Source organism: Salinarchaeum chitinilyticum, assembly GCF_055390775.1.
Map to the genome: position 1 here is coordinate 1,349,729 of NZ_AP043888.1, position 25,734 is coordinate 1,375,462.

Sequence of the window (25,734 nt, forward strand, 5' to 3'; positions counted from 1 at the left end):
TCACTCGTAGTTCAGTTTGCGCTGGAAGTAGAGCCGGCTGGCGACGCCGATCGCGTAGAATCCCATCACGACGATCAGGAGGACAAGCGCGGTGCCCCACCCGAACTCGGTGTTGGTGAACGTCTCTCCGGGAACGTTGCCGGAGGTGATCGAGGTGTAGAGCTGGAAGGGGAGCGCGGTGCCCCGCCGGGTCAGCTCGGGGTTCGAGACGAACGGCGGCTGGAGGCTGAACTGCCAGGACTCCATGATCTGCCAGTCTTGCTGCGGGTAGGGGCTTCCGCCGAACACGAGCAGCAACGGCGCCGTTTCGCCAGCGATCCGGCCGACGCCGAGGATGACGCCCGTAATGACGCCGGGCATCGCCGCCGGGAGCACGACGCTCCGGATGGTTTTCCAGCGCGAGACGCCGAGCGCGGCGCTCGCGTCGCGGTACTCGTCGGGGACGGCGAGAATCGACTCTCTGCTCGTGATCACGACCAGGGGCAACAGCATGAACGCAAGCACGACCTGCCCGGCGATCATCGAGCGACCGCCGTTGCTGAGCCGGGGGAGCAGGAACGCCATCCCGAACAGCCCGAACACGATGCTCGGCGTGCTCCAGAGCCCGTTGGTGACGACCTCGACGACCTGCGTGATCCGGCCGCGTTCGACGTACTCGGTCAGGAAGACCGCGGCGCCGATCCCCATCGGCACGGCGATCACGACCGCGCCGATGACCAGCCAGATCGTGCCGACGACCGCGGGCCAGACGCCCGGAACCTCGACGAAGAGGCTGCCCGGCACGTTGAGCAGGAACGGGAGGGAGACGTCGACCCACGGGACGTCGAACGGTACGTAGGGGAGGACGAGCCGCCCGCCCATCCCGTGGAACCCCGCACCGGTCAGCAGGGTGTCCAACCCTTTCTTGACGATGAAGAAGATGAGGATGCCGAGCACGCCGAGCATGCCACCGATCGAGCAGCCGATCAGGTAGAATGCGCCACGTTCGCGGCCTCTCGCACCGAAACCTTCCTCCATCTTGGCCAGCGTCCAGCAGCCGAGTAGCGAGCCGACGATCACGAGGAACGGCAGGACCTCGCTGCCGGGAAACACCGCCTCCGTCCAGCCGGGCTCCCAGGTCCAGGGGGTTTCGAGCGGACCAACGAGCATCGCGAGGCCGATCGGGGCCAGGAACAGTCCCATCGGGATCGACGCACCCACGTCCTCGCGCGGGAGCACCGTCGCCAGGAAGGCGAGGACGCCACCGACGACGCCGACCAGCAGCCCGGCTGGGAGCGGCACGCCCGCGGCCCAGTAGACCAGCGAGACGCCGAGGTGGACGGTCACGATCGCGGAAATGACGACGCCCCAGACCAGCCCGACGACGGTTCCGGTGAACGAGCCCGCGGACGCGTCCGGCGTCGCTCTGATCGCGCCGACGTAGCTACCGACGCCGATCGCGAGGATCACGGCACCCTGCAGGAGCAGCGATCCAGCGAGCAGGTCGAGCACCGTGACGCCGAGATAGCGATCGCCATGGCCGACCTGCTGGAGGAGTGCCAGCCAGCCGACGATCACCGAGAGCAGGGACGCTGCGAGCGCCGGGAGCGCGAGCGCGCGTCGAACCGTCGCGTCGCCCGTGACGACGGAGCGCCGATCGATCGTGCTCACGCGTCACCACCCAGTTTGCGGTGCATCCGCCACTCGATCCACTGTGCGGCGATGCTCAGACTCATCACCGTGAAGAAGAGCACGGCGCCGGCGGCGAACAGCACGCTCTCGTGGAGCCCGCCCGCGTTCGGCGCCTCGAACGCGATCACGGTGGTGAGCGTCTCGCCCCAGCGAGAGAACACGTCGAAGAAGGGACTCGGGAACCCCTTCGTGTGAGAGAGCATCACCGTCGCCGCCATCGTCTCGCCCATCGCCCGGCCGACGCCGAGCAGGACGGCGGCGGAGACGCCGGAAAGCGCCGCTGGCAGCGTGACGCTCTTCGTGGTCTGCCACTCCGTCGACCCGACCGCGAGCGAGCCGCCCTTCATCGACTCGGGGACGGAGGAGAGCGCGTCCTCGGCGACCGTGACGACGGTCGGCAGCGCCATCAGCCCGATCATCAGCCCGGCAGCGAAGTACGACGCGATCGCGGGCGTCTGGAACTGCATGAAGAAGTACTGATTGACGAGCGTGAGCCCGACGAACCCGTACGTGATCGAGGGGATTCCCGCGAGCAACTCGACGCCGGGCTTGACGACGGCCCGGACTCTCGGGGGTGCCAGCTCGCTGAGAAACACCGCGCCAGCGATGCCAAGCGGCGCCGCGATCGCCGTCGCGATGAGGGTGGTCAGCGCCGTCCCCATCAACATCGGCGTGAGCGAGAACGAGCCCGTGTCCCCGCTGGCCTCCGCGTCCCACGAGGTACCGCCGGTGAACAGTTCGAGCCCGACTTTCTCGATCGCGGGCAGGGAGTGCCAGATGAGATAGCCCACGATCAGCGCCAGGATCGACACGGTGAGCGCGGTCGCCAACAGCGTGAGCGCTTTCGCGGTCTCGCCCTCGTACCTGATCCAGCCGTAGGCAGTCACCGCGATCAGCCCGAGCAGCGGGACGCTGGCGAGTCCGGTGCCCAGTGCAAACAGCACCGCCACGGCGAGGACGAGCACCCCCATCAGCAGATGCATCGTGATCGCGCCGTCGGGTGTTCGGGAGCTGTACTCGTCGATCATGATCCCGTCCGTTGAATGGTGGTGTCGTCCATGCGTGGCGAACAAAAACTGTGAGGCGAGTGCGCTACTCGTAGTTCGACGCAGCGACCTTCTCGCGCTGGGTCTCCAGGCGGTCCTGGGGGAGCTGGAAGTAGTTGTTCCCGGCGACGAACGTCTCCTGGCCGAAGTCACTCAGCAGGAAGTTGATGAAACAGGCCTCCTTCCGGGAGGTGTCCTGCCAGGTGTAGGCGTGGAGGTCCCGCGAGAGCGGGTACTCGGCTGCACCGAGGTTCTCGCCGTAGGAGTAGGTGGTGCCGTCGATTTCCAGGTCGACGGGCGGAGTACCGCCGTCGGGCTCGACGAACGCGAGCGCGATGTAAGTGATCGCGTTGTCGGCCTGGGAGACGGCCTGCTGGAGCTGCTGGTTTTGGCCGAAGCGCTGGTCGGGGCTGGTGTCGGCGTTGGGGTCACCGAAGACGTTCGAGCGGAACGAGGTCGCCGTTCCGGAGTTCGCCGCGCGACCGAGTGCGAGGATGTCGCGGTCCGGTCCACCGAGCTCGCTCCAGTTGGTGATCTCCTGACGGTAGATGCTCCGCAGTTCTTCGATTGTGATCGACTCGACGCCCGCGTCCGCGATCTCGTTGCTCACGACGATGGGCTGGCCGTCGACGCCGACGACGTGGTCGACGAAGTTGTTGAGCGTCTCCTCGCTGGGGTCGCTTCCGGCGAGCTCGGCCGCTGCCGGTGCGGAGGAGTCGCCGATGTCGACGCGCTCCTCCATGACGCCCTCGATGCCGGTCCCGGAGTGGGAGAGTGCGATCGAGACGCGGAACGGCGGGCTCGAGCGCTTGCCCGTCGGCTCGTAGCCGTACTGCTGGGCGAAGTAGTCCGCGAGGCGCATGTCCGTACCGTACTCGTCTGCCCACTCGGAGGGCCAGTAGTCGCCGTCGCCGGCCTCGGGGTTGGAGTTCCAGTAGCTCGCGCCGTCGTTCGTGATCGGGAACACCGTCGAGGAGCCGTCGCCGGTCAGGACGCTCGTGTCCATGCTGCCAGCAGTGCCGTCGCCGGAGTTGTCCTGGCCCTGCCCGTCGCCGCTGTTGTTTCCGTCGTCGCCGCCCCCGTCGCCACTCGAACAGCCAGCCAGCATCGCTGCGCCCGCAGCGCCGGTGCCGAGGATGATCTTTCGCCGCGATACGAGGTCGGAATCGGACGCTGACTCGCGTGCCATCACGTGAGAACAGCCCGGTTAATAGTAAGACAGTTTATAATAGTGGTCCGGGGAGATACACCCCGTTAACCCCCTATACACACCGGATTCGAGCGGTGGCGAGAGCTATATAGCCCTCTGTTGATACTACGTATCCCTACTGACCGGCCCGCGTCCACCAGCCGAATACCACGGGTCGAAACGGTCCGATGCCGAGCGGGCCGGTCGCCCGGCTAGCCGCCGACCGCGGTTCCGTCCGGCCCGTGACGATCCTTTTGTCCGGCGAGCCCGAACGTCTCGTATGCGCGTGGACTGTGAGGGCTGTGCCGGCTGTTGCGTCGACTGGCACGCGCTCGCACCCGACGTCGACGATCCCGAGCACGCTGGCGAGCGCCAGCCGCTCGACGAATCCACGAACTTCGTCCCGCTGGAGCGCGACGAGATCCGGGCGATGCTCGAGGCGGGCCACGGCGACGCCCTGCGGCCCCGACTCTGGACGCTTCCCGAGGACGACGGTGAGGAGGACGGTGAGGACGACGCCACGACCGCACCGGTCGAGATCGACGGCTACTCGCTCGCCGGCGTGAACGGACGGCCGGTGTTCTACGTCGGGCTCCGGAAACCCCCCAAACCCGTCGCCCCGGCGGGTCGCGAAGAGCCGACGTGGCTCCCGACCTGTGCGTTCCTCGATCCCGAGACCCTCCAGTGCCGGATCCACGACACCGAGCTCTACCCCAACGCCTGCGCGGCGTATCCGGGCTTCAACCTCTTGCTCGACCAGGACACCGAGTGCGAGCGCGTCGAGGAAGCCGGCGGCGGCGAGCGCCTGCTCGACGACGAACCCCCCACGGATCCGCCAGGCGTCGGGCTCGGCCCGGAGGCCCTCGGTGCGAAGCTGTTCGCACACCCGGAGCCCGAAGCGCTCGCTGGGACGGTCGAACGGATCGCAACGGACACCGCGACGCGAGCGGATCGGCGGACGTTCGCCACCGTCGCCGCGGCGTCCGCGCCGGGAACGCTGGCCGTGAGCGATGACTGGCGCGAGCGCGCACGCGAGGCGTTCGACGATGGGGAGTCGTGGGTGAGCGGTGCGATCGAGGAGTGGGAGGAGCTGGCGGACGAGAACGGAGACGAACCGGCCGATCCCGGGCTCGGCGAACGCGTGGAGGCCGCTCGTGGAGCTCCCGAGACCCCCGGGTGGGACTGACGGCTCTGATCACGTCGAGCACGCTGCCCACCAGCGGCGCGGATCGAGCACGGCGTCCGAGAGCGAACGCGAGTGGAGGGAGAACGCGAGTGGAAGTAGTATCGCTATATACGCGAAAGTGCCGATATAATCAGACATATATCCAAATACAGGAGCACAAGAGGGAGAATGACCGCCAAACCGGAACCTTCAATCGAAGCGTCGCCAATCGGTATGCGACGGCGCGACCGAGCGAGTCGTCGTTCGCCGGGCGACAGGCCGAGGGGCGTCGCGTCGAGGCCACAGCTCGTGACGGCGCAGGCGCCACCGACGCGATCGACCCACTGACGGCTTCCAGACTCATGGCACCCACTACCGACGCAGCCGACCCGATTCGCATCGCCTTCATGTGCGTCCAGAACGCCGGCCGTTCCCAGATGTCGACGGCCTTCGCAGAGCGCGAACGGGAGCGACGCGGGCTAGAGGACAGCGTCGAGATCCTGACCGGCGGGACCGACCCGGCCGACCACGTCCACGACGAGGTCGTCGACGCGATGGCCGACGCCGGGTTCGACCTCGCCGGGCGCACCCCGCGGGAAATCTCGATCGAGGAGTTACGGTCCTGTGACTACGTCGCCACGATGGGCTGCTCGACGCTCGACGTGGGCGAGGTCGGGGCAGACGTCGATATTCGAGACTGGGCGCTCGACGATCCCGACGGCAAGGAGCCCGAGCGCGTCCGGGAGATTCGCGACGAGATCGAGGGGAACGTTCGCACGCTGTTCGACGAGGTCAGCAGCGATCTCGAAGTCGGCAGCGGGGAGTGAGTGCTGGAATTCGTCGAGTGATTCGAACGGCGAGAGCGACGGGACTCTCATCAGCAGCTCGCGACCCCTCAGTCCTCCGCGAGCGCTGCCGCCACGTCCTCCGGTCTGAGCAGCTCCGGGTCGACCGCCAGATCGGTCTGTGCGCTCACGAACTCGGGCAGCGCGGCGCGGTCGTACATTACTGCGCGAACGTCGGGGTTCAGGTCGGTCGCGATGGGGATGGTCGTCGCCTCCTCGACAACAAGCCCCCGACGGATCCCGCGGCGTCGGCGCCGGGGACTCTGGCCGTCAGCGACGGCTGGCGCGAGCGGGCGAAGGAGTAGTTGGACGAGGGCGAATCCTGGGTCGACGGCGGTATCGACGAGTGGGCGGCACTGGCCGGTGGGGAGACAGTTCCTGCGTTCGGCGAGGAGGGTAAAAGTCCAGCGTGGCGCTCGTAAGACGCCCAGCTGTGACTGACCGATTCGACGACCGAGGGGCGCGATTATAGGCTCGAAATCGTGTAGCGTCGGGGAGCTCTGCAGCGGGCCTTCGGAACCCGGTCTGGCGTCGTGAATCCTGTGAAGTGGCGGTGTTGCGATTCAACGAAATAGGTTTATCTGATATTATACGAATACTCCAAGTAATAAGGTGCTCCCACAACTATTCTATAGAATTTTAGCTTCTTACAGGAAGATTATCAGATACTATCGATATATGGCGAGTTCTTATTCCCCTGAGGTGGAGAGCACGCGACGGTTGCAGAATGGAACGAAGACACGATGCTGACAGTCGAACGGTATCGCGACGAGTCGCAATGAAATCGCTCGGCGTGCTGAGCGCGTCCGGTGCGGCCCTGCTCTCGGGATGTCTGGGGTCCTCGGACAACTCCGGAGAGAACGAGACGGGTGAGGCTGAGGACGGGGACGCACCGTCCAGTGAGGAGTTCGAGTTCCTGGACGCGACGGTTTCGGAAATCCACAGCGCGATGGCAAGTGGAGACCTCTCTGCGGAGGCGTTGACCCAGCGGTATCTCAATCGTATCGAGGCCTACGGGGACGAACTGAACGCCTTCCTCCACGTGAACGACGACGCCCTTGAAAGGGCCCAGGAACTGGACGCGGAGCTCGAGGAGTCGGGACCCGCCGGCCCGCTTCATGGGATCCCCATCGCACTCAAGGACAACTTCGATACGGGAGACATGCCCACGACCGGGGGATCCCTCGCTCTCGAAGGCGTGCACCCGCCGGACGACGCCACGACCGTTCAATGGTTCCGCGAGGCCGGCGGTATCATCATCGGCAAGGTCAACATGCATGAGTTCGCCTGGCGGTGGGAGACCTACAGCTCCCTCGGCGGCCAGACGCCGACGCCGTACGATTTATCGCACGTCTCCGGTGGGTCGAGCGGAGGAAGTGGTGCCTCGGTCGCCGCGAACCTTGCCACGTTGACGACGGGGTCGGATACCTGCGGTTCGATCCGTGTCCCGGCCGCATTCAACAACGCCGTCGGTGTCCGTGGCACGTTAGGCTTGATTAGCAGAGACGGGATCATGCCGATGTCGGAACGACAGGACATTGGCGGACCCATCACCCGGACGGTCTCCGACGCAGCCGTGATGCTCGACGTGATGGTCGGCTACGACCCTGCCGACCCGTCGACCGCTCGAACCGTCGGTAACGTGCCCGTCGACGGGGACCCCCCGGTGACGACTGCGATCGGTGAGGACGGTGACAACGAAGACGGCCCATCGAGCTACACGGACTTCCTGAACGAGGACGGCCTCAATGGCGCCGGTATCGGCGTGATCCGTGAGTACCTCCACGAGGAGAGCCCCCGTCAGGCGGTAACCGACGTCGTCGAGACGAACATCGAGACGATGTCGGCCGAAGGCGCCGATGTCGTTGATCCGATCGAGGTCCCGCCAGACGACAACAGTCTCACCTTCCTGGAGTTTCATCGGGAACTCAACGACTACCTGTCCACGCTGGACGACCCTGAAGCGCCCGAGGACCTACAGGCACTGGTCGACCAGCCCGAAAACCTCCATCCCGGAATCATGTCTTCCATGGAGGGAACGCTCGCCGTCAGTATTGAGGGCATGGACGAGAATCTGGAGTACCTCCAGGCTCTGGCTGCTCGCGACTACTATCGGACGATGGACGACGCCGACACGGAACCGGGGAACAAACAGCAGCTCTTGGCGACGATGGCCGAGGAAGACCTCGACGCACTCGTTTATCCGACGGTATCTGGTCCCCCGGTGGAGATTCCAGAGGAGGAAGGCGAGGTCCCAGTGCAGCCCGCTGACAGCGTAAACTGTACGCTGAGTGCCGGGACGGGCCTACCTGCCGTCACCGTTCCCGGGGGATTCACCGACAACGGACTGCCCGTTGGTCTAGAACTCATCGGTCGCCCATTCTCGGAAGGCCGACTCCTGGAGATAGCGTACTCCTTCGAGCAAGCCACCGGGCACCGCCGGCCGCCGGAGGGGTTCGGCACGCTCTGAGGACACAGGTCCGAAGTGACCGGGCGAGTCGACGGAGGGGATCCTTCGAGTTGGGTAAGGTTCGCGGTGGAGCAGAACGCGACCTGGCCGGTGGCTCAAACAGATGCGGAGACTACCGGAAATCGTTCCGGCGACCGTTGCAGGGATGATGGCGCCCAATCGGAATCAATGGCCACTCTCGACGCTCTGACCGGTCCTTGCCACCAATACCCACAGACGTGCTGGCAGCCGATGAACTCGGACCCCTCCTCCGCGGAAGGACCGACACCGTCGTGGCTGATGGGAGAGTGAACCCCATGCTCCGTGAGCACACCGCCAGTCATCGCGACCCGCTCTCCGGGTCTTGAGACACTCACGCCAGGTCGCTTCCGGCCGACGCGACGCCGGGGTGATCCATCTGGGTCTCGCGATAATTGGGGGAATCCAGGGGCGGACGCCGGAAGGGGCCGACCACTCGTCGGATGTAACGATGTAAGCACTGCAGTGACCAAAGGGAGCGAAGCGCGCATCGAGTGAGATCCGTCGAGCGGGAGGCTTCCGTAGCGGTTTGCTGTCCAAGCTCCACGGCAGATCTCGTGGGTTAGTCAGTAGTCGAAGAAAGCAACGGAAAGCGTCCGCCCATTCGAACCGTCACCCCTCCGCGAGCGCTTCCGCCACGTCCTCGGGGCCGAGAAGCTCCGGATCGACCGCCAGATCGGTCTGCGCGCTCACGAACTCCGGCAGCGCGGCGCGGTCGTACATCACGGCGCGAATATCGGGATTCAGGTCGGTCGCGATCGGGATGGTCGTCGCCTCCTCGACGTCGGTGACGACGAGCAGCTCGGCGTCGACGATACCGGCTTCTTCGAGATCCGGGCGGGTCGCGACGTCGCCGACGCGGGTGACCACGACGCCGACGGCTTCGAGAGCGTCACCGAGTCCGTCCGCGTCCGGTCCGACGAGTACAGCGCGAGTCATGTCGAGAGGAGACAGCCGCCTCGGCAATGTGTCTTGTTACACGCGGTCGGTCGTGTGGACGTGGGTCACCCCCAGCTGGGCAGCGAGCGCCGGAGCACCGTCTCGTCGTAGGCGGCGAACCCGCCGGCCTGTTCGAACCGGGAAAGCGTCGCCTCGATCTGTAGCGTCGAGTATCCCCACGTCTCACGGAGTCGAACGGCGGCGAGGGCCTGCGAGTCTGGATCGTTCTTCGGGAAGAGAGCGTCGTCCCGGGCGCGATCGACGTAGGGTTCCTCGACGAGTTCCTGGACGAGACGGTCTCCCCGACCCTGCGACGACGGGTCGAGCGCGGACCGAACGAGCGTCGATTCCGCGACTGGAGCACCCAGCCGTGTCGGCGGGCGAGCTTCCAGAGCAACCGACACTTCAGACCGACGCGCTCGCACATGCGACGGGTTCGCCGCGCCATCGGGCAAAAACCGGAGCACTGGCAATGCTACGTCAGAGTAACGTCCACGTCCAACGAATTTAACATGGATCGGGTCGTATCGTGAGACGCGCCGTCGAGATAGCGAGCGGCGACCGGCCCACCATGAGTGAACTACAGCAGAACACCGACGAAACCGACCACCCAGACGACGAACGGGGCTCGACGGGGTGGTTGGTCCTCGCGAGACACGAGAGCGTCGCGAAGATCGTCGACGCGCTCCTCGACCGTCCACCACACAGCCAGTTCACCCAGACGGAACTCGCGGCCGCGGCCGACGTCAGCCGGCAGTCCGTGAGCCGTCACCTGGACCTGCTGCTCGAGATCGGGGTGCTCGAGCCGGTGGAGGGCAGTTCACCCCAGCGCTACTCGTTCGACCCCCATTGCGAGGTGAGCGAGGCGATCGTCCGCCTCGACGGGGCGATGAACGCCGCTGGCCCCGGGCCAGACGGTGCGTAATCGGTCCCGTCGGCGATCGCGATGACGCTCGCCGACGAGCCCGTGTACATCCGAAAACGGCGCGCCTACTCCACCTGTTCGCGGTAGGCCTCGGCGTCGAGGAGCGCCTCGAGCTCCGATTCGTCGTCGGGCTCGACGGCGAGCATCCAGCCCTCGTCGTAGGGATCGTCGTTGACGAGCTCCGGGCGGTCCAGCAGCTCGTCGTTGACCTCGACGACCTCGCCGCTCACGGGCGCGTAGAGGTCCGAGACGGCCTTGATCGACTCGACGACGCCGAAGGCTTCCCCCGCCGCGATCGAGTCGCCGACGTCGGGGAACTCGACGAACACCACGTCACCGAGCTCGTCCTGTGCGAAGTCGCTGATGCCGATCCGGACGACGCCGTCCGTTTCGAGTGCCCATTCGTGCGAGTCGAGATAGCGCCGGTCGTCGGGAGTGTCGAAGCTCATTGGTGGAAATCCTCGGTTGCTGTGGTCTCGTTGCTGGTGGATAGTAAATCCGTGTGTCCGGCACCGCCGATCGACTACTCGAGGAAGGGAAGCTCGCGGACGGTCGCGTCCTTCCGGTCGCCACGGACGACGACGCGGAGCTCCGTGCCCGGCTCCACGTGGTCGGTGGGAACGTAGCCCAGCCCGATCGGCTCCTCGAGCGTCGGGCTCATCGTCCCGCTGGTCACCTCGCCGATCTCCTCGCCGTCGGGGGATTCGATCGCGTAGCCGTGACGGGGGACGCCGCGCTCCTCGAGGCTGAAGCCGACGATCCGCTCGGCGACGCCCTCCTCGGCCTGCTCGGCGAGCGCGTCGAGGCCGACGAACTCGCTGCCGAAGTCCACGACGAAGCCGAGGTCCGCCTCGTAGGGCGTCCGAGGATTCTCATCGGGGTCGAAGTCCTCGCCTGAGAGGAGCAGCCCGGCCTCGAGCCGAAGAGTGTCGCGCGCGCCGAGCCCGCAACGCTGGCAATCGAAGGCCTCCCAGACGTCCGCCACCGTCGCAGCCGGACAGATCAGTTCGACGCCGTCCTCGCCAGTGTAGCCAGTGCGGGCGACCCAGCACTCGACGCCGGCGACGTCGGCCCAGCGCGCCTCGAAGCGTCCGAGATCCGAGACGTCCTCGCCGACCTCGGCGATCGTCGCCATCGCGTCGGGGCCCTGGATCGCGAGCATCGCGTCGTCGCCGGTCCGATTATCGACCTCGGCGGCGAGCCCCCACTCGTCGCGGTGGGATTTCCATCGATCGGCCATCTCTTCGTCGTGGCCGGCGTTGGGAACGAACCGGTAGGCGGGCTGGCCCTGCCGGTCGGACAGTCGGTAGACGACGGTGTCGTCGAGCATGACGCCGCGCTCGTCGGTGATCGCGGCGTACTGCGCGTCGCCGACGTCGAGCGCGGCGACGTCGTTCGTGGTCAGCCGGTCCATCAGCTCGGTGGCGTCCGGCCCCGCGACGACGAGCTGGCTCATGTGGGAGACGTCGAAGCGCCCGACCGACTCGCGGACGGCCTCGTGCTCGGCACGGATGCCTCCGAAGTCCACGGGCATCGACCAGCCACCGAAGTCGGTGAACTCGGCGTCCGCGCCACGGTGCTCGTCGTGCAACGGCGGCGTCCGCTCTGCCATAGTAGATTCCTCCGTCGCCGCGGGGTAATGTCTTTTCATCGGTGTGTGACGGCCTGTCGCAGTCGGCCCCGGCGAGGGGGAGCAGTACCGATCTCCCGCTGCGTCGCATCGACACCCCTATTCGCGACCCGTTCGCAGACGCTGGCATGCGATGGCTCCGCGGACTGTTCGGATCGGGCGATGGAGCCGACAGCGATGGCGCCCCAAACCGCGGAGCAGGAAATCGGGGGGAAGTCGAACCCCGCGTCGGCCTCTTCGTCGACGGCCCGAACGTGCTCCGGGAGGACTTCTCCGTCGACCTCGACGACGTCCGGGAGGCCGGGAGCGCCCACGGCCCGCTCGCCGTCTCGCGGTGTTACCTCGACGAGAATGCGCCCGCGAGCCTGATCCAGGCCGCGGAAGCACGCGGATTCGAAGTCGTCGTGACCAGCGGCGACGTCGACGTCCGCCTCGCCGTCGACGCCACCGCCGCGATCGGCGCGGGAGAAATCGACGTGCTCGCGCTCGCCTCCCGCGACACGGATTTCAAGCCCGTACTGGAGGCCGCACGGAAGGACGGCATCCGAACGGTCGCGCTCTCGCCGGGCGAGTACGGGAACTCCGACGCGCTCGCGAACGCCGCCGACGAGGCCGTGGTGCTCGAGGAGCGGTGACTACGGCCTCAGTCGGCGTCGACGACCACCGTATCGGCGACCTTGTCGAAGTTTCGCTGGTTCCGCTCGTCGACGGTGGCGGAGAGCAGACCGACCACGTAGATCAGCCCGTTCGACCAGAGGAGTGCAGGGAGATTCCGCAAGGCAATCTGCTGGAGCGATGCCCGGCCACCCCCGTCGCTTCGAACCCGAATATCGACGAGCCGTTTCCCGACGGTCTGGCCGTTCCACAGATCCTCCGTGACGACGTTGTAGCAGAACCCGATCGACAGGACGACCAGATCGAGTGGGGATTCGGGAGGCGACAGATCCAGCAGTCCATCCCAGGTGTACCCCCAGAACACCAGCACCAGAAGCATCGCACAGAAAACGCAGCCGTAGTCAACGATCTGTGCGACCACGCGATCGCCGACGACGCGGGTATCGAACGCAGAGACGAGGGATGACTGACTACTCACGCGACGGCGGACCGGTTACGCTCACAAAAAGGTCAGCTACGGAGAGTACGGACTGGTGCACTGTGGCGTGCCTGCGCACGACAGTGTGGACCAGCGCGGTCCACCCTTCGAGCGTCAGGACCCCCGAACGACGATCGTTCCGGCGGCGTGGTCGAAGACGCGCCGCTTCTTGTCGTCCATCGCGATCGAGAGCAACGCGACGAGGTAGAGCAACAGGCCGGGCGAGACGATCGCGGGAATATTTCGGATGAACGCCTGGCCGACCGAGACGTCGCTTCCGCGCTGACCCCGGACTCGAATCCCGACCAGGCGCTTGCCGACCGTCTGCCCGCCCCAGAACCCCTCGAGCAGGGCGTTGTAGAGGAACGCGCTGGTGCCTGCGATGAGTCCGAATGCCCCCCGCGTCGGTTGAACGCCGGTCTCGAGGAGGAGCAGTGCAACGCCGAACGTCACGACGATGGCCACGATCCAGTCGACGACCTGCGCGACGGCCCGCGAACCGACGACGTCGGTTCTGTACCCGGCCGAGCCACCTGCTGAGATATCTCCAACCATCGCTACGGATCGATGGCGACGAAGGCGGGGTACAAAACCGTTTCCAGGGACGGCAAACGTCGGCGTGCGAGTGGTGAGTACGCTCGACGGATCGCGAACCGCCCACGCTCGCGACCAGGACCGCTCGCAACCCCGGCGCTTTTCCACGACCGACGCCGAACCCACGCCCATGACAGCCTACGACGGCCCGGTGCTCGACGACCACCTGCACCTCTCCGCGGAGCGCGGCCGCGGCGTCGAAGCCGTCGAGACCTTCGCCGACGCCGGCGGCACCCACCTGCTCGTCTGCAACCTTCCCTCCTGGCACTACGACGTCGCCGTCGAGGAGCCCGACGACTTCCGCGTCGGCTTCGAGTCCACGATCGACGTCGTCGAGCGAGCCAGCGAGGTGCTTCCCGGCCGGGCGTGGCCGGTGCTGGGCGTCCACCCCGGCCTCGTCTCGAAGCTCGTCGACGACCGGGGATTCGATCCAGCGACGGCTCGCGATCTCATGCAGTCAGGCATCGACGTCGCGGCGGAGTACGTCGCGGACGGCCCTGCCCTCGCTCTCAAGTCCGGCCGACCACACTACGACGTGCCCGACGCCGTCTGGGACGCCTCGAACGCCGTCATGGGCCACGCCTTCGAGACCGCCGCGGAGCTCGGCTGTGCCGTCCAGCTCCACGCCGAGTCCGGGGAGGACTTCTCCACGGTCGCGGAGCTGGCCGAAGACGCGGGGCTCCCGCGTGGCCAGGTCGTCAAGCACTACGCGGCTGGGCGGCTCGATGGGCCGATCCCGAGCGTCATCTGTGACAAGGACGAACTCGTGCGCGCGGCCGACCGTGCGGAGGCCGAGGACGAACCGTTCCTCATGGAGACGGACTTCCTCGACGATCCGGAGCGACCGGGCGCAGTGATGGGCCCGAAGACCGTCCCGCGCCGCGTCGAGTGGCTGCTCGACGACGGCTACGAGGACGCGATCCGGACGGCTCACGTCGAGACGCCAGCAGCGGTGTACGGCGTCGACACCGAGGCGACGCTCGACCGGTGAGCGAGCGGCGTCGGTGTGCGGCGGTGGACCCCTGTTTTGGCGCCCGTATCGTCACGTCGCCCTTTCGAGAGGTTCAAGTGTCCGCTCGGCGATTTCGTCCCTATGGTCGAACACGGACGCTCTACGCGCAGCCGGACCGGCGGCCGCCGGCGGCCCAAGCGCAAGCGACGCAAGCACGAGATCGGGACCGAACCCACGGAGACCGAGGTCGGCGAACAGCGGCTGAAGGTCGTCGACGCCCGCGGCAACTCCGAGAAGGTCCGCGCGCTCAGCACCGACGTCGCGAGCGTCGCGGACGGCGAGGAGACCGTCGCCGCCGAGATCGAGGACGTCGTCGAGAACGACGCGAACCCCAACTACGTCCGTCGAAACATCGTCACGAAGGGCGCCGTCATCGAGACCGACGCCGGCCAGGCCCGCGTCGTCTCCCGACCCGGCCAGGACGGCCAGGTCAACGCGGTCGCGCTGGAGTAAGCAGCGTCGTCGTTCTCCGATTCGCTTCCCGTGAGGAGCGGAGCCCCGGCTCTGGGCGATGGAGTGGTTCCGATCGACCGCAATCGATCGGGGAGGACGGGCTGTGGCGGCCCACGCCGCCGGCCGCAGAGCGTTACTCGGTCTCGAGCTGGAACTGCTCGTTTTCGGATGCCGCGTTCAGCACCACGGACGTGTTCGACTCCTTGATGTCCGGATCCGTGAGCAGTTTCTTGATCTGGTCGTTCATGTCGTCGGTGTCGTTGAACTTCCCGACGGCGATGATGTCGTAGTTCCCGGTGACCTCGTAGACGGACACCATCTGCTTCTCGCCGTCGAGTCGGTCCGTGATTTCGGGAAGGGCGTCGCCCTCGACCTTCAACTGGAGGATCGCCGTGACGTCGAAGCCCATCTGCGAGTAGTCGACGATCGGCGTGTATCCCTGCACGGCGCCGCCGTCTTCGAGGTCGCCGAGGTGGTTCGAGACGGTCGTGACCGAGACGTCCAGTTCCTCTGCCAAGCTGCGGAGACTCGCCCGCCCGTCTCCGAGGAGTTCATTCACCAACTTGGCATCGAGATTTTCGTACGTCATCAACCAGAACGACGAAAGGCACGTACAATAGCTTTACGAATATCCAGTTTAGTGGCCAACAGGGACAATTTAGCGGATCATCAGCACTTTAGTAGCGCAGTCCGTCGATCCATCCATCGATGACACCCGGTACGCTCACTGACGAAGAGGAGGCCGTTCTGGCGGAGATCGAAGCTGAAGAGATCGATTTCCTTCGTCTCCAGTTCACCGACATCCTGGGGACGGTCAAGAACGTCTCAATCCCTGCCAGCCAGGCCGAGAAGGCCTTCGAGGAGGGCATCTACTTCGACGGCTCCTCCATCGAGGGGTTCGTCCGCATCCAGGAGTCGGACATGCGTCTCGATCCGGACCCTTCCACGTTCGCAATCTTACCGTGGCGCGAGGACGAGGACGGCGCCGCGGGCCGGCTCATCTGTGACGTCATCAACACCTCCACCGGCGAGCCCTTCGCCGGCGATCCCCGTGCCGTCCTCGAGAGCGCCCTCGACGACGCCGCCGAGATGGGCTACACGCTCAACGTCGGTCCCGAGCCGGAGTTCTTCGTCTTCGAGCAGGACGAGGACGGCCGCGCCACGACGATCACGCACGACGCCGGCGGCTACTTCGACCTCGCGCCCAAGGACCTCGCCAGCGACCTCCGGCGAGAGATGATCTACAACCTCGAGGAGATGGACTTCGACGTCGAGGCCTCCCACCACGAGGTCGCGGAAGGCCAGCACGAGATCGCGTTCACCTACGACGACGGGCTGACGACTGCCGACAACATCGCGACCTTCCGCTCCGTCGTTCGCGCGACCGCACAGAAGAACGGCGTCCACGCGACGTTCATGCCCAAGCCCATCGCCCACATCAACGGCTCCGGCATGCACACCCACCTCTCGCTGTTCGAAGATGGCGAGAACGCCTTCCACGACGCCGACGACGAGTTCGACCTCTCGGAGACGGCCAAGCAGTTCGTCGCCGGCATCCTCGAGCACGCCCCGGCGATCACGGCGGTCTGCAACCCGACCGTGAACTCCTACAAGCGCCTGGTGCCCGGCTACGAAGCGCCCGTCTACGTCGCCTGGTCGGACGTCAACCGCTCGGCGCTGATTCGAAAGCCCGCCGCACGGACGCCGGCCGCGAGCCGCATCGAGCTGCGCTCGCCGGACCCGTCGTGTAACCCCTACCTCGCGCTGGCCGTCATGCTAAAGGCCGGTCTCGACGGCATCGAGCGCGACCTCGACTGTCCGGATCCCGTCCGGGAGAACATCTACGAGTTCGACGAGGCAAAACGGGAGGAGTACGGCATCGAGACGCTCCCCGCCAACCTCGGCGAGGCCGTCGCCGAACTCGAAGACGACGACGTGGTCACCGACGCGCTCGGCCCGCACGTCGCCGAGAAGTTCGTCGAAGCCAAGCAAGCCGAGTACGACGAGTACAAGGCCGAAGTCTCCGACTGGGAGATCGACCGGTATCTGGAAACCTTCTGAACGGACCTTTTTTGCGCTCGGGTGTCCTCGCTCCCTTCGGTCGCTGTGGGCACCACTCCCGCAAAAAATCTCCACCAAAAAAGGCCGAGCCTCGCTCCGCTCGGCTCGGGGAACCGCTCGCGCCGTCGGCGCTCGCGGACGATTCTCTCACTCTCGCTGGACCGCACCGCACAGCAACCGCAGCGGAACACGTTCTCGCGTGCGCACTCGAACATTGGTAGAACGACCCACGCGATGCCGAACCCCCGCCGCGAGCGACGCAATGCCGGACGAATTTCCGACCGTCCAGTCATCGAACGGCGGCCGAGTGGACGAACGACCGAAATATACCCATCATCAGAGGCGGTGTAGAAGAACCGATCGGGCCTCGCGGAGAGTTCGAAACGTTCGTCCACTGTTTTCGCGCAGTTCGGAAGAATTGCACGCTCAGTCAGTCGTTTAATATCCCGTCTCTATCGTTCATCCGGAGATCGACATGGCAACCGGAAACCTCACGCCGGAAGACGAAGCAGTTCTCGAAGAGATCGAGGAGGAGGGTATCGACTTCCTTCGCCTCCAGTTCACCGACATCCTGGGGACGGTCAAGAACGTCTCAATCCCTGCCAGCCAGGCCGAGAAGGCCTTCGAGGAGGGCATCTACTTCGACGGCTCCTCCATCGAGGGGTTCGTCCGCATCCAGGAGTCCGACATGCGCCTCGAGCCCGACCCGGCCACGTTCGCCGTGCTGCCGTGGCGCGAGGACGACGACGGCGCCGCGGGCCGTCTCATCTGTGACGTCATCAACACCACCACGGGCGAGCCGTTCGTCGGCGACCCGCGGACGGTGCTCAAGAGCGCACTCGCGGAGGCAAAGGACATGGGCTACACGCTCAACGCCGGTCCCGAGCCGGAGTTCTTCGCCTTCGAGGAGGACGAGGACGGTCGCGCGACGACGATCACCCACGACGCCGGTGGCTACTTCGACCTCGCGCCCAAGGACCTCGCCAGCGACCTGCGCCGGGAGATCATCTACAACCTCGAGTCCATGGACTTCGAGGTCGAGGCCTCCCACCACGAGGTCGCCGAGGGCCAGCACGAGATCGACTTCAAGTACGACGACGGCCTGACGACGGCGGACAACATCGCGACCTTCCGCTCCGTCGTCCGCGCCACCGCGGCCCAGGACGACGTCCACGCGACGTTCATGCCCAAGCCCATCGCACACATCAACGGCTCCGGCATGCACACGCACCTCTCGCTGTTCGAAGACGGCGAGAACGCCTTCCACGACGCCGACGACGAGTTCGACCTCTCCGAGGAGGCCTACAGCTTCCTCGCGGGCATCCTCGAGCACGCCCCGGCGATCACGGCGGTCTGCAACCCGACCGTGAACTCCTACAAGCGCCTGGTGCCCGGCTACGAGGCCCCGATCTACGTCGCCTGGTCCGACACCAACCGCTCGGCGCTCGTCCGCAAGCCCGCGGCGCGCGTGCCCGCAGCCAGCCGCATCGAGCTGCGCTCGCCCGACCCGTCGTGTAACCCCTACCTCGCGCTGGCCGTCATGCTGCAGGCCGGCCTCGACGGCATCAAGCGCGACCTCGACTGCCCGGATCCCGTCCGGGAGAACATCTACGAATTCGACGAGGAGAAGCGCGAAGAGTACGGCATCGAGACGCTGCCGGGCAACCTCGGCGAGGCCGTCGAGGCCCTCGAGGAGGACGAGGTCGTCCAGTCCGCGCTCGGCCCCCACGTCTCCGAGAAGTTCATCGAGGCCAAGAAGGCCGAGTACTCCGAGTACATCGCCGAGGTCTCGGAGTGGGAGAAGGAGCAGTACCTAGAAACTTTCTAACGCCCACCTTTTTTCTCGTCGGGTGTCCTCGCGCCGTTGGCGCTGCGGGCACCCTCCTCGAAAAAATCTGGACCAAAAAAGGCCGAGCCTCGCTTCGCTCGGCTCGGGGAACCGCTCGCGCCTCCGGCGCTCGCGGACGATTCTCTCTATCAATCACACGACCGCACAGCACGGCGGCGGGGAATCATCTTGACGTCGACAGACAGTCAGCCCGCTACTGTCACGAATTACGAATCGATCTTGGAGCGTGGTAGGTCCATCAGTCGGGCAGCGTGCCGACGGTTCAACACCACCGGCGGAGAGACCAGCCGGCCAACGGCTGCGAGCATCCGCGAGCGAGCGGAGCGACGCGAGCGGTTCTCCGGCGGCGAGCGAACGCGGTTTGTGAGCGAGCCGCCGGCCTTTTTTGGTCCAGATTTATTGCGCGAGCGGTTCCCGCAGGCCGCTCGAAGAGCGGCCGAGGAAACCCGAGCGCAAAAAAGGTCCTTTAGGACCTCCAGTCCCCGATCCGATCGCGCAGTCGTCCCGGGAGGCCGAGCAGATTGAGACCTGCGCCGATCAGCACCATTAGCGTGTAGAGCCCCAGCGTCGACAGCCAGATGACGAGCATCGCGAGGATGGCCCAGCCACTCGAGAGGAAGTAGAAGGCGGCGACCGTCATGAGGGTGCCGTAGAGGAGGACGAGATAGGGGCCCCAGCCCCGCGCGTGCCCGCGCCGGACGCGCTGGCGGACGTACCGCCGGAGATCGCTCTCGACCGTGTCGCGCTCGACGGTGCGATCCTCGACGTCGTCGCGGAAATCACGGAGTTCGGCACGGAGGTCGGCGACCTCTTCGCGAAGACGCGCCTCTTCAGGGGTTCGCTCACCGGGATCGAACTCCGCGGCGTCCTGGCCGACGGTTCGATCGCCAGCCTGGCCGGCAACGTCGTCCGCACCCGCGGCGTCGTCGCTGCCGGCGCCGGTCGCGGGCCCTTCTACGCCGTCGGAGGACTCCTCGTCGTCCGTGCCGGAGCCTGGAGCGCCTGCCATGGTCGTCGTCAATCCGGGGCCAGGACTGCTACCCTGTTGTAGCTGCCGATCCGGTCCAACCACGACGTTGACGACGGCGCCGGCGACGACGACGAACGCGCCCGCATAGAGGAACGTGATCAGCAGGAAAATTCCGCCGAGAACGCCGTAGAGCGCCGCGCTCGCGGCAATCTCGACGTAAAAGGAGAACCCGGCACCGAGGAGCATCCAGCCGAGCGCGGCCGTCAGTGCCCCCGGGAACGCCTCGCGAGCGCTGACTGGAAAATCCGGGAACACGTAGTACATCGGCAGGAAAATGACGGTCAGGGTCGAAACACCCAGGACCATCGTGACGGGCGTCGCGAGCGGCCCAAGGGGAAGCTCCCCGACGCCGACCACCACAGCTGCCATCGCGGTCGCACCGACCACGATCGCGGCGATCACAACGATACCGTCGCGAATCGTGCCGAGGAACGTCGTCTCGTCGGCGGTGCCGTAGACCTGCGAAAACGCCGTGTCGAGCGCGCGAAGCACCCCCATCGCGCTCCACGAGACCGCGATCGCACCGAACGCCGTCGCCCCGAAGCGACCCTCGCCGCCGACGAGCGCCTCGGAGAGGAGATCCTGCGTCTCGGGCGTCAACACCGCGTCAGTCCGGGCGAGCAGCCGCTCGACGAGCGCCTCGCCCCCGATCGCCGTCGAGATCACGAGCGCCAGCGCGAGCAGCGGTACGAGCGAGAGGAACGCGTAGTACGCGACGGCAGCGGCCAGGAACGTCATCTGGGCGTTCCTCGCGGTCTGGACCACCGCGAGAGCTCCCCGGCCGAAACGGTGCAGAACGTCGGACACGTCGGAAACGACGCGCCGGGAGACTGTAAGAAAGGGGGATTCACCCGCTACCGCGGCCGCGGTAGCCGGTGCCTTCGAACGCCCCACGCAGCATTCGGCCAGCTACTCCCCGGTCGCCTCGCGGATCGCGTCGACCGACGCGTCGGTCTTGAACGCCGTGCCCGAGTAGTGCGCCCGGCTCGCTTCGAATCCGGCGTCGCGGAGTCGCTCGATGAACTCGTCCATGCCGCTCGCCGGGCGACCCCACGCCTTGCAGAGTCGGTGCTGATCGTAATGGGTCGGCTCGTCGAGTTCGCCGGCGATCGTGTCGAGCAGGTCCCGGGCACGCTCGGCCGTGTCCATCTCGTCGGTGACCGATTCGCTGACCGTCTCGACGAATTCCGGGTCCCGAACGGGTCCGAGCCAGATCGGCCCCGCGATCAACACGCGCTCGCCGTCACAGGCAGGACAGCGCTCGGGGAGGGAGTCGTGCGCGGAGAAGGTAGCGTGGAGACCGCGCTCGGCGACCCGGTGGAGGCAGTCCTCGCAGTGGGCGACGTGGCCCAGCTCGTCGACGCAGTCGTCGGCGAGCCCGGCGCCGCTCTCGAGTTCGAGGTAGCACCGGACGTAGTGGCGCGTGGCGTGGCTGAAGATCGGCCGCGCCGCGCGATCGTGGCGGGCTGCCGTGCGGACGAGCGCCGAGAGGAGGACGCGCAGGCCCATCTCTCGGTGGTACTCCGTGTTCTGGGGGACCGTACTGTACCGGCGGACGCCGGCCTGGAAGTGCGCACCACAGAGCGGTGCCGTGTCCGTCGCGGTCACGCAGGCGAGGTTGCGGGTGTTCGCGAGCGCCGCGTCCGCGAACGGCATCGGCGAGCCGTAGGGATCGACGTCGACGACGTCGGTGAGGGACTCGTGGAGGTGGGCCCGCGCGTCGCGCTGGAGGACCGTCCCGTCGAGGTCGTTCAGATCGAGATTCCGGCGGGCGAGATCGATCGCGTCGGCGTCGAGGTCACAGAGCGTCGCGTCCCAGCCGTCGGCGGCGGCCCGGACGCCACGAATGCCACTCGCTGCCATGGCGTCGAGATAGGACGCTGCACGGGGCTCGCGCTCGCGGTAGGCCCGGAGCACCGCGATCGTGAGGTCGCGGTTGAGCTCCTGGTTCGGGTTGTAGAACACGTCGTCACCGACTTCCTCCTCGGAGGTGCTGGGCACCTCGATCGTCACCGCACCCTCTGTGACCTCCATGCTCTCGGGAAGTCGTGCCCTACCGAAAAGCGTTGCCGGACGGCGTCGGCGGTTCGTGTCGCCGGGGGTGCGCGATCGGGAGAGGGGCTGGCGGTGGTCGCGTTCCGAACGCGCAAGCGTTTTGAGCGGCGGTCGCCGCGTTCTACGCGTGTCCTACTACCCGATCGTCGTGCCGGCGATCGCGGCCGTCGTCCTCCTCACGTGGGGATCGATCACCTACGTGTACCGCGACGCGCCCCGGCGCGGGATGGACGGCGACCAGTGGGCCGGCGTCCTCGCGCTCACGATCGGGCTGGGAATCCTCCTCTACCTCCGTCGGCGGCCAGCGCTCGACGAGGTCGAGGAACCGACGCCGGAGTGACCGACGCGAGGGAGACCGACCCGGGGAGCCCGCCGCCACCGGCGTCGCGGAGCGTAACGCCCTTTTCCCGTGACCGCCTGTATCCCTGTCAATGACGCGACCCCGACTCGCCGTGCTCGACGCCTCCCACGGCAACGAGGACACCCGCCGGAACTTCCGCCGGGAGCTCGACGCCGACCTCGTCGAGTACGACGTCACCGAGGGCGACGTCCCGACGACGTTCGCGTTCGACGGCGTCGTCGTCACCGGCTCGCGGGCCTCGGTCTACTGGGACGAGCCCTGGATCCCGGCGATCAAGGAGTGGGTCGCCGAAGCCATCGATCGCGGGCTGCCCGTCCTCGGGGTCTGCTGGGGCCACCAGCTCCTCGCGGACGTCCTCGGCGGCGAGGTCGCCGCGATGGACGAGTACGAGCTCGGCTACGCCACGATCGAGCGCACGACCGCGGACTCCAGACTTCTCGAGGGGATCGACGATTCGTTCACCGCGTTCGCGACCCACTCCGACGAGGTCGTCGAGCTGCCACCCGGCGCGGAGCTCCTCGCCCGGAACGACCGCTCGATCCACGCCTTCCAGATCGGTGACGTCTACGGCGTCCAGTTCCACCCCGAGTACGACCAGGGGACCGCTCGCCGCGTCACCGAGGGCAAGCGCGACGGCGAGGCCAGCGACGAGCTGGTCGAGCAGGCACTCGACTCGATCGACGCCGAGAACTACGCGGCGGCCTGCGAGGCCAAGCAGCTCTTCGACAACTTCCTCGCGATCGTCGCGGAGACGGAGCTCGACGGCGGGGAGCGGGCCGAGGTCTGACGGCGTCGTTTCGACGATCGGGCTCCCGGTAACTCATACCCAGTCGCCCAGCGGGACGAACGCGCACCGTCGCTCGAGGGCGTACCAGCCGAGTACGATCGTCGCACCCGCTGCGTTGGCAGTCGCGTCGAGAAGCGACGGCGTCCTGTCGGCCGTCGTCGCCTGGACGAGCTCGATGCCGAGACCGAAGGCGGTAGCCAGCGCGAACGCAGTCAGAGCGCGTCGTCGCCAGGACGGCCCGGCGTCGACGAGCGCGTACGCGATGGTGAGTGCGAGTCCGGCATAGGCTACGACGTGCAGGACGTACGAGATCGCGACGTCGAGGACTGCGACGTCGCCGGTCGCTGCCGTCGAGATCGTCGAGTAGACGGCGATCGTCGCGGCGACGGCGAGGACGCCGAACCAGCGGACGACGGTCGGAAGCAGCGGGAGCCGGAGGTTCGGCCGGTTCGTGGCCGAGTTCGGATCGCCAGGGGATGGCCCGGCCATGGGTTCAACGCTCCCCGTCGTCGGGGTACTCGTCGGCTTCGGGGGCGACGCTTTCGTCGGATTCGTCGGAGTCTGCCGATCGTTGGCCGCCGGGCGAGCGGTCGGTGCGTTCGGCGGGCGGCTCCGGCGGCTCCAGCACGGCGACGAGGGTGCGGGCGAGCCTGGTCTCGCGGAGATCGGCGAGCGTCGCTCGCGATCGGAGCCCGACCGCTGCGAGCGCCGCGACGACGAGCTGGCCGAAGAGGGTCGTTCGGGTCGGATCGCCACGGAGCAGCGTCAGCAGGAGTCCGAACGCGACGGCACAGAGAACGATCGCGCTGGCGATCGCGACCGGTCGGCGACGGAGCGCGTCGCCGGTCCGCTCGATCGCTTCGACGACGGTCGCCCCCTCCACGCCGGGGACGATCGCGTCGACCGTCCGATCGATCACCGCCAGCGGCGGCCCGACGCTCCAGGTTTTGCGGAGGTCGATCACGACGACGTCCGGCTCCGGCTCGGTGGTGAGCCACCGGTACAGCCACGAACTGCGGGCGACGGCCACGGACGTGCTGGCGGTTCGACGGAGGACGGATTCGGCCGCCGCACTCCGGAATCGGGCGTCGACGTGGCGCCCGACGGCGGCCAGCGTCGAGCCGCGGAGGCTGCGGATCGCTGGCGCGTCGCGAGCCGAGCGTGGGTCCATCTCCGTGCGGCCAGATCGCTCGAGGAACGATCGGACTGGCAGCAGCACGCCGTGGACGACACTGCCGACGCGGGAGGCGTGAAACGCCGTCCGGAGGCGACCGGTCGCGTGGCTCGCCGTTCGGACGAGCACGGAGCCGCGGGCGAGCGACGAGAGCGCGGGCATCTCAGGAGGCGTCGACGGCTGCGACGACGGCGTCGATCTCGACGGTGCCGAAGTCGAGCGTCACGGTGCGGCCCTGCTGGAGCGGCTCGCCGTGGAACTGGAGACCGACACCGGTGTCTCGGGTCTCGAGGTCGGCCTCGATCGTGACGTCGACGTTCGTGGGATGTTCGCGGGCGTAGACGTTGCCGTCGTCGCTCTCGAGGATGATCTCGGCGGGTTCGGTGTCGATCGACTGGATCGTCGCGTGGGTCCGGCCACGTTCGGTTTCGGTCATCCCTGCGCTCAGTCCGCCCACTCGGTCCGGAGGGACGTTCGAGAGCTCGAGTTCGACGCCGGTCGTGGTCGTCTCTCCAGGCGGTTCGAGTCCACCTCTGTGGATGATCGTCCCGTTCAGTCCGTAACTGCTGGTATACACGCCGATCCGGGTATCGATGGCGAGGGGCCGCATTCCGAAGAGCGACTGCCCATGCTGCTCGATCGCCGCGAGCGTGACGCCGAGCTGGACGCGACGTCTGTCGCCGTCGGCAGCGTACGACCGGACGGTCTCGACCGTCGCGATCGTCTCGCCGGCGAGGACGTACTCGTCACCGGGCTGGATCGTGGACGCCATCCGTTCGGTGACGTCCGATTCGATCACCACCTGCGATTCGGTGGTCGGGAGCGAGGCGGTCGACTGGGACATCCCAGCGACGGTACCCTTCACCGTGTACTCGGACGTGTCCAGCGCGAGCTGGCTGCCGACCCGCATCCGATCGCCACCGAACTGGAAGACGGGGTCGTCGCGGCCGTCGGCCTCGGTGAGCGTCCCGCTGACTCTCGTCTGCACGAGGACGTGCGCCCGGTCGGGGTTCGTACCGCCCGCTGTCGGGGCGCGGTAGACGTCGGTCACCGTAACGTTCTGGCCGTTCGCGAGGACCATCCGGTCGCCCTCGGTGATCGCCTGGGCGACGTAGCCGGGCTGCTCGCCGAGGTCGACCGTGGCGTACCGGGTCGCCGACTCGCCCTCCTCGCCGCCGAAGACGCCGACGACGGCGAGCCCGGCGACGACGACGGCGAGGATCAGCAGGACCACGAGGGCGTCGACGACGTTCACGACGCCGAAGAGGTTCCCCTCGTCGTCTAGGAGCTCCATTGGTCACCTGACAGTCGCATTGGCGGGAGGAATCGGGCGCTGGATAATAATCGTTGTCATGTCGGGGACGTGG

Annotated in this window: 27 protein-coding genes; 11 read left to right on the forward strand and 16 right to left on the reverse strand. The window is 66.9% G+C overall.

The window, feature by feature from the left end; translation table 11 throughout:
* From pstA to ACZ5KP_RS06610, 3 genes are all read right to left on the reverse strand, one after another.
* Positions 1 to 1,650 (reverse strand): phosphate ABC transporter permease PstA, encoded by a 1,650-nt coding sequence (pstA, locus tag ACZ5KP_RS06600; protein ID WP_460923284.1) that lies wholly within the window; start codon positions 1,648 to 1,650, stop codon positions 1 to 3.
* Complete coding sequence (gene pstC / locus ACZ5KP_RS06605; protein WP_460923282.1) at positions 1,647 to 2,699, reverse strand: phosphate ABC transporter permease subunit PstC; 1,053 nt, start codon at positions 2,697 to 2,699, stop codon at positions 1,647 to 1,649. Before pstC ends, pstA begins: the two co-directional genes overlap by 4 nt.
* A 64-nt stretch (positions 2,700 to 2,763) precedes the next feature.
* Positions 2,764 to 3,906, reverse strand: a complete 1,143-nt coding sequence (locus ACZ5KP_RS06610; protein ID WP_460923280.1) for a PstS family phosphate ABC transporter substrate-binding protein — start codon at positions 3,904 to 3,906, stop codon at positions 2,764 to 2,766.
* 280 nt (positions 3,907 to 4,186) lie between these two features.
* Between ACZ5KP_RS06610 and ACZ5KP_RS06615 the strand changes: the two genes are divergently transcribed.
* Together ACZ5KP_RS06615 and ACZ5KP_RS06620 are read left to right on the forward strand one after the other, a co-directional pair.
* The gene (locus ACZ5KP_RS06615; protein ID WP_460923278.1) at positions 4,187 to 5,092 is read left to right on the forward strand and encodes a YkgJ family cysteine cluster protein; all 906 of its coding nucleotides are present in this window, start codon (positions 4,187 to 4,189) and stop codon (positions 5,090 to 5,092) included.
* A gap of 341 nt (positions 5,093 to 5,433) precedes the next feature.
* A complete protein-coding gene (locus ACZ5KP_RS06620) occupies positions 5,434 to 5,898 on the forward strand; it encodes a low molecular weight phosphatase family protein (protein WP_460923276.1) in 465 nt (154 codons plus the stop codon).
* A gap of 68 nt (positions 5,899 to 5,966) precedes the next feature.
* Here the strand turns inward: ACZ5KP_RS06620 and ACZ5KP_RS06625 are convergent, their stop codons facing one another.
* Positions 5,967 to 6,479 (reverse strand): DUF7126 family protein, encoded by a 513-nt coding sequence (locus tag ACZ5KP_RS06625; protein ID WP_464761896.1) that lies wholly within the window; start codon positions 6,477 to 6,479, stop codon positions 5,967 to 5,969.
* Between the two features lie 215 nt (positions 6,480 to 6,694).
* Between ACZ5KP_RS06625 and ACZ5KP_RS06630 the strand changes: the two genes are divergently transcribed.
* Positions 6,695 to 8,386, forward strand: coding sequence for an amidase (locus ACZ5KP_RS06630; protein WP_460923274.1), 1,692 nt, complete (start codon positions 6,695 to 6,697; stop codon positions 8,384 to 8,386).
* A 630-nt stretch (positions 8,387 to 9,016) separates the two neighbouring features.
* On the opposite strand, the gene ACZ5KP_RS06635 is transcribed toward ACZ5KP_RS06630, so the two are convergent.
* Together ACZ5KP_RS06635 and ACZ5KP_RS06640 are read right to left on the reverse strand one after the other, a co-directional pair.
* Positions 9,017 to 9,343: a DUF7126 family protein gene (locus ACZ5KP_RS06635; RefSeq protein ID WP_460923272.1), complete on the reverse strand. Its 327-nt coding sequence runs from the start codon at positions 9,341 to 9,343 to the stop codon at positions 9,017 to 9,019.
* Positions 9,344 to 9,408: 65 nt separating this feature from the next.
* On the reverse strand, positions 9,409 to 9,747 hold the full coding sequence (locus ACZ5KP_RS06640; RefSeq protein WP_460923270.1) for a hypothetical protein: 339 nt from the start codon (positions 9,745 to 9,747) through the stop codon (positions 9,409 to 9,411).
* A gap of 167 nt (positions 9,748 to 9,914) precedes the next feature.
* Here ACZ5KP_RS06640 and ACZ5KP_RS06645 point away from each other — a divergent pair, with 167 nt between their 5' ends.
* Entirely contained in the window at positions 9,915 to 10,268 is a 354-nt protein-coding gene (locus ACZ5KP_RS06645; RefSeq protein ID WP_460923268.1) for a winged helix-turn-helix domain-containing protein, read from the forward strand.
* A gap of 65 nt (positions 10,269 to 10,333) precedes the next feature.
* Here ACZ5KP_RS06645 and gcvH read toward each other — a convergent pair whose 3' ends face one another.
* Together gcvH and gcvT are read right to left on the reverse strand one after the other, a co-directional pair.
* On the reverse strand, positions 10,334 to 10,717 hold the full coding sequence (gene gcvH / locus ACZ5KP_RS06650) for a glycine cleavage system protein GcvH (RefSeq protein WP_460923266.1): 384 nt from the start codon (positions 10,715 to 10,717) through the stop codon (positions 10,334 to 10,336).
* A 74-nt stretch (positions 10,718 to 10,791) separates the two neighbouring features.
* Positions 10,792 to 11,880 carry a glycine cleavage system aminomethyltransferase GcvT gene (gcvT, locus tag ACZ5KP_RS06655; protein WP_460923264.1) on the reverse strand — a complete coding sequence of 363 codons (1,089 nt, stop codon included), beginning with the start codon at positions 11,878 to 11,880 and terminating at the stop codon, positions 10,792 to 10,794.
* Positions 11,881 to 12,026: 146 nt separating this feature from the next.
* Between gcvT and ACZ5KP_RS06660 the strand changes: the two genes are divergently transcribed.
* Positions 12,027 to 12,533, forward strand: coding sequence for an NYN domain-containing protein (locus ACZ5KP_RS06660; RefSeq protein ID WP_460923262.1), 507 nt, complete (start codon positions 12,027 to 12,029; stop codon positions 12,531 to 12,533).
* Between the two features lie 8 nt (positions 12,534 to 12,541).
* On the opposite strand, the gene ACZ5KP_RS06665 is transcribed toward ACZ5KP_RS06660, so the two are convergent.
* Both ACZ5KP_RS06665 and ACZ5KP_RS06670 read right to left on the reverse strand, forming a co-directional pair.
* Entirely contained in the window at positions 12,542 to 12,991 is a 450-nt protein-coding gene (locus ACZ5KP_RS06665; RefSeq protein ID WP_460923260.1) for an RDD family protein, read from the reverse strand.
* A gap of 114 nt (positions 12,992 to 13,105) precedes the next feature.
* The gene (locus ACZ5KP_RS06670) at positions 13,106 to 13,546 is read right to left on the reverse strand and encodes an RDD family protein (RefSeq protein WP_460923258.1); all 441 of its coding nucleotides are present in this window, start codon (positions 13,544 to 13,546) and stop codon (positions 13,106 to 13,108) included.
* Between the two features lie 169 nt (positions 13,547 to 13,715).
* Here ACZ5KP_RS06670 and ACZ5KP_RS06675 point away from each other — a divergent pair, with 169 nt between their 5' ends.
* The gene (locus ACZ5KP_RS06675) at positions 13,716 to 14,576 is read left to right on the forward strand and encodes a TatD family hydrolase (RefSeq protein WP_460923256.1); all 861 of its coding nucleotides are present in this window, start codon (positions 13,716 to 13,718) and stop codon (positions 14,574 to 14,576) included.
* A 102-nt stretch (positions 14,577 to 14,678) separates the two neighbouring features.
* Entirely contained in the window at positions 14,679 to 15,050 is a 372-nt protein-coding gene (locus ACZ5KP_RS06680) for a 30S ribosomal protein S8e (RefSeq protein ID WP_460923254.1), read from the forward strand.
* Between the two features lie 133 nt (positions 15,051 to 15,183).
* On the opposite strand, the gene lrp is transcribed toward ACZ5KP_RS06680, so the two are convergent.
* The gene (gene lrp, locus ACZ5KP_RS06685; protein WP_460923252.1) at positions 15,184 to 15,639 is read right to left on the reverse strand and encodes an HTH-type transcriptional regulator Lrp; all 456 of its coding nucleotides are present in this window, start codon (positions 15,637 to 15,639) and stop codon (positions 15,184 to 15,186) included.
* 119 nt (positions 15,640 to 15,758) lie between these two features.
* On the opposite strand from lrp, the gene glnA (ACZ5KP_RS06690) reads away from it, so the two are divergent.
* The gene (gene glnA / locus ACZ5KP_RS06690; RefSeq protein WP_460923250.1) at positions 15,759 to 17,111 is read left to right on the forward strand and encodes a type I glutamate--ammonia ligase; all 1,353 of its coding nucleotides are present in this window, start codon (positions 15,759 to 15,761) and stop codon (positions 17,109 to 17,111) included.
* Positions 17,112 to 17,586: 475 nt separating this feature from the next.
* Entirely contained in the window at positions 17,587 to 18,939 is a 1,353-nt protein-coding gene (gene glnA, locus ACZ5KP_RS06695) for a type I glutamate--ammonia ligase (RefSeq protein WP_460923248.1), read from the forward strand.
* A 487-nt stretch (positions 18,940 to 19,426) separates the two neighbouring features.
* On the opposite strand, the gene ACZ5KP_RS06700 is transcribed toward glnA (ACZ5KP_RS06695), so the two are convergent.
* Both ACZ5KP_RS06700 and ACZ5KP_RS06705 read right to left on the reverse strand, forming a co-directional pair.
* A complete protein-coding gene (locus ACZ5KP_RS06700) occupies positions 19,427 to 20,728 on the reverse strand; it encodes a YihY/virulence factor BrkB family protein (RefSeq protein ID WP_464761890.1) in 1,302 nt (433 codons plus the stop codon).
* A 171-nt stretch (positions 20,729 to 20,899) separates the two neighbouring features.
* A complete protein-coding gene (locus ACZ5KP_RS06705) occupies positions 20,900 to 22,024 on the reverse strand; it encodes a tRNA (guanine(26)-N(2))-dimethyltransferase (RefSeq protein WP_460923245.1) in 1,125 nt (374 codons plus the stop codon).
* 148 nt (positions 22,025 to 22,172) lie between these two features.
* Between ACZ5KP_RS06705 and ACZ5KP_RS06710 the strand changes: the two genes are divergently transcribed.
* On the forward strand, positions 22,173 to 22,385 hold the full coding sequence (locus ACZ5KP_RS06710; protein WP_460923244.1) for a hypothetical protein: 213 nt from the start codon (positions 22,173 to 22,175) through the stop codon (positions 22,383 to 22,385).
* A gap of 91 nt (positions 22,386 to 22,476) precedes the next feature.
* Positions 22,477 to 23,193: a type 1 glutamine amidotransferase gene (locus ACZ5KP_RS06715; RefSeq protein ID WP_460923242.1), complete on the forward strand. Its 717-nt coding sequence runs from the start codon at positions 22,477 to 22,479 to the stop codon at positions 23,191 to 23,193.
* A gap of 33 nt (positions 23,194 to 23,226) precedes the next feature.
* Here the strand turns inward: ACZ5KP_RS06715 and ACZ5KP_RS06720 are convergent, their stop codons facing one another.
* From ACZ5KP_RS06720 to ACZ5KP_RS06730, 3 genes are read right to left on the reverse strand one after another with little or no spacing between them, the layout of a single operon-like run.
* Complete coding sequence (locus ACZ5KP_RS06720; protein WP_460923240.1) at positions 23,227 to 23,682, reverse strand: VanZ family protein; 456 nt, start codon at positions 23,680 to 23,682, stop codon at positions 23,227 to 23,229.
* 4 nt (positions 23,683 to 23,686) lie between these two features.
* The gene (locus ACZ5KP_RS06725; RefSeq protein WP_460923238.1) at positions 23,687 to 24,529 is read right to left on the reverse strand and encodes a hypothetical protein; all 843 of its coding nucleotides are present in this window, start codon (positions 24,527 to 24,529) and stop codon (positions 23,687 to 23,689) included.
* Position 24,530: 1 nt separating this feature from the next.
* The gene (locus ACZ5KP_RS06730) at positions 24,531 to 25,661 is read right to left on the reverse strand and encodes a DUF4330 family protein (RefSeq protein WP_460923236.1); all 1,131 of its coding nucleotides are present in this window, start codon (positions 25,659 to 25,661) and stop codon (positions 24,531 to 24,533) included.
* Between the last annotated feature and the right edge of the window lie 73 nt (positions 25,662 to 25,734).

What these genes read in the sequence shown, in the direction of transcription:
- glnA (WP_460923248.1), top strand. Translation starts at nt 17,587, where the DNA reads ATGGCAACCGGAAACCTCACGCCGGAAGACGAAGCAGTTCTCGAAGAG.
- glnA (WP_460923250.1), top strand. Translation starts at nt 15,759, where the DNA reads ATGACACCCGGTACGCTCACTGACGAAGAGGAGGCCGTTCTGGCGGAG.
- ACZ5KP_RS06630 (WP_460923274.1), top strand. Translation starts at nt 6,695, where the DNA reads ATGAAATCGCTCGGCGTGCTGAGCGCGTCCGGTGCGGCCCTGCTCTCG.
- ACZ5KP_RS06620 (WP_460923276.1), top strand. Translation starts at nt 5,434, where the DNA reads ATGGCACCCACTACCGACGCAGCCGACCCGATTCGCATCGCCTTCATG.
- gcvH (WP_460923266.1), bottom strand. Translation starts at nt 10,717, where the DNA reads ATGAGCTTCGACACTCCCGACGACCGGCGCTATCTCGACTCGCACGAA.
- ACZ5KP_RS06610 (WP_460923280.1), bottom strand. Translation starts at nt 3,906, where the DNA reads ATGGCACGCGAGTCAGCGTCCGATTCCGACCTCGTATCGCGGCGAAAG.
- ACZ5KP_RS06705 (WP_460923245.1), bottom strand. Translation starts at nt 22,024, where the DNA reads ATGGAGGTCACAGAGGGTGCGGTGACGATCGAGGTGCCCAGCACCTCC.
- ACZ5KP_RS06615 (WP_460923278.1), top strand. Translation starts at nt 4,187, where the DNA reads ATGCGCGTGGACTGTGAGGGCTGTGCCGGCTGTTGCGTCGACTGGCAC.
- ACZ5KP_RS06670 (WP_460923258.1), bottom strand. Translation starts at nt 13,546, where the DNA reads ATGGTTGGAGATATCTCAGCAGGTGGCTCGGCCGGGTACAGAACCGAC.
- ACZ5KP_RS06730 (WP_460923236.1), bottom strand. Translation starts at nt 25,661, where the DNA reads ATGGAGCTCCTAGACGACGAGGGGAACCTCTTCGGCGTCGTGAACGTC.
- ACZ5KP_RS06700 (WP_464761890.1), bottom strand. Translation starts at nt 20,728, where the DNA reads ATGACGTTCCTGGCCGCTGCCGTCGCGTACTACGCGTTCCTCTCGCTC.
- pstC (WP_460923282.1), bottom strand. Translation starts at nt 2,699, where the DNA reads ATGATCGACGAGTACAGCTCCCGAACACCCGACGGCGCGATCACGATG.
- ACZ5KP_RS06720 (WP_460923240.1), bottom strand. Translation starts at nt 23,682, where the DNA reads ATGGCCGGGCCATCCCCTGGCGATCCGAACTCGGCCACGAACCGGCCG.
- ACZ5KP_RS06715 (WP_460923242.1), top strand. Translation starts at nt 22,477, where the DNA reads ATGACGCGACCCCGACTCGCCGTGCTCGACGCCTCCCACGGCAACGAG.
- ACZ5KP_RS06645 (WP_460923268.1), top strand. Translation starts at nt 9,915, where the DNA reads ATGAGTGAACTACAGCAGAACACCGACGAAACCGACCACCCAGACGAC.
- gcvT (WP_460923264.1), bottom strand. Translation starts at nt 11,880, where the DNA reads ATGGCAGAGCGGACGCCGCCGTTGCACGACGAGCACCGTGGCGCGGAC.
- lrp (WP_460923252.1), bottom strand. Translation starts at nt 15,639, where the DNA reads ATGACGTACGAAAATCTCGATGCCAAGTTGGTGAATGAACTCCTCGGA.
- ACZ5KP_RS06680 (WP_460923254.1), top strand. Translation starts at nt 14,679, where the DNA reads ATGGTCGAACACGGACGCTCTACGCGCAGCCGGACCGGCGGCCGCCGG.
- ACZ5KP_RS06725 (WP_460923238.1), bottom strand. Translation starts at nt 24,529, where the DNA reads ATGCCCGCGCTCTCGTCGCTCGCCCGCGGCTCCGTGCTCGTCCGAACG.
- ACZ5KP_RS06635 (WP_460923272.1), bottom strand. Translation starts at nt 9,343, where the DNA reads ATGACTCGCGCTGTACTCGTCGGACCGGACGCGGACGGACTCGGTGAC.
- ACZ5KP_RS06660 (WP_460923262.1), top strand. Translation starts at nt 12,027, where the DNA reads ATGCGATGGCTCCGCGGACTGTTCGGATCGGGCGATGGAGCCGACAGC.
- ACZ5KP_RS06675 (WP_460923256.1), top strand. Translation starts at nt 13,716, where the DNA reads ATGACAGCCTACGACGGCCCGGTGCTCGACGACCACCTGCACCTCTCC.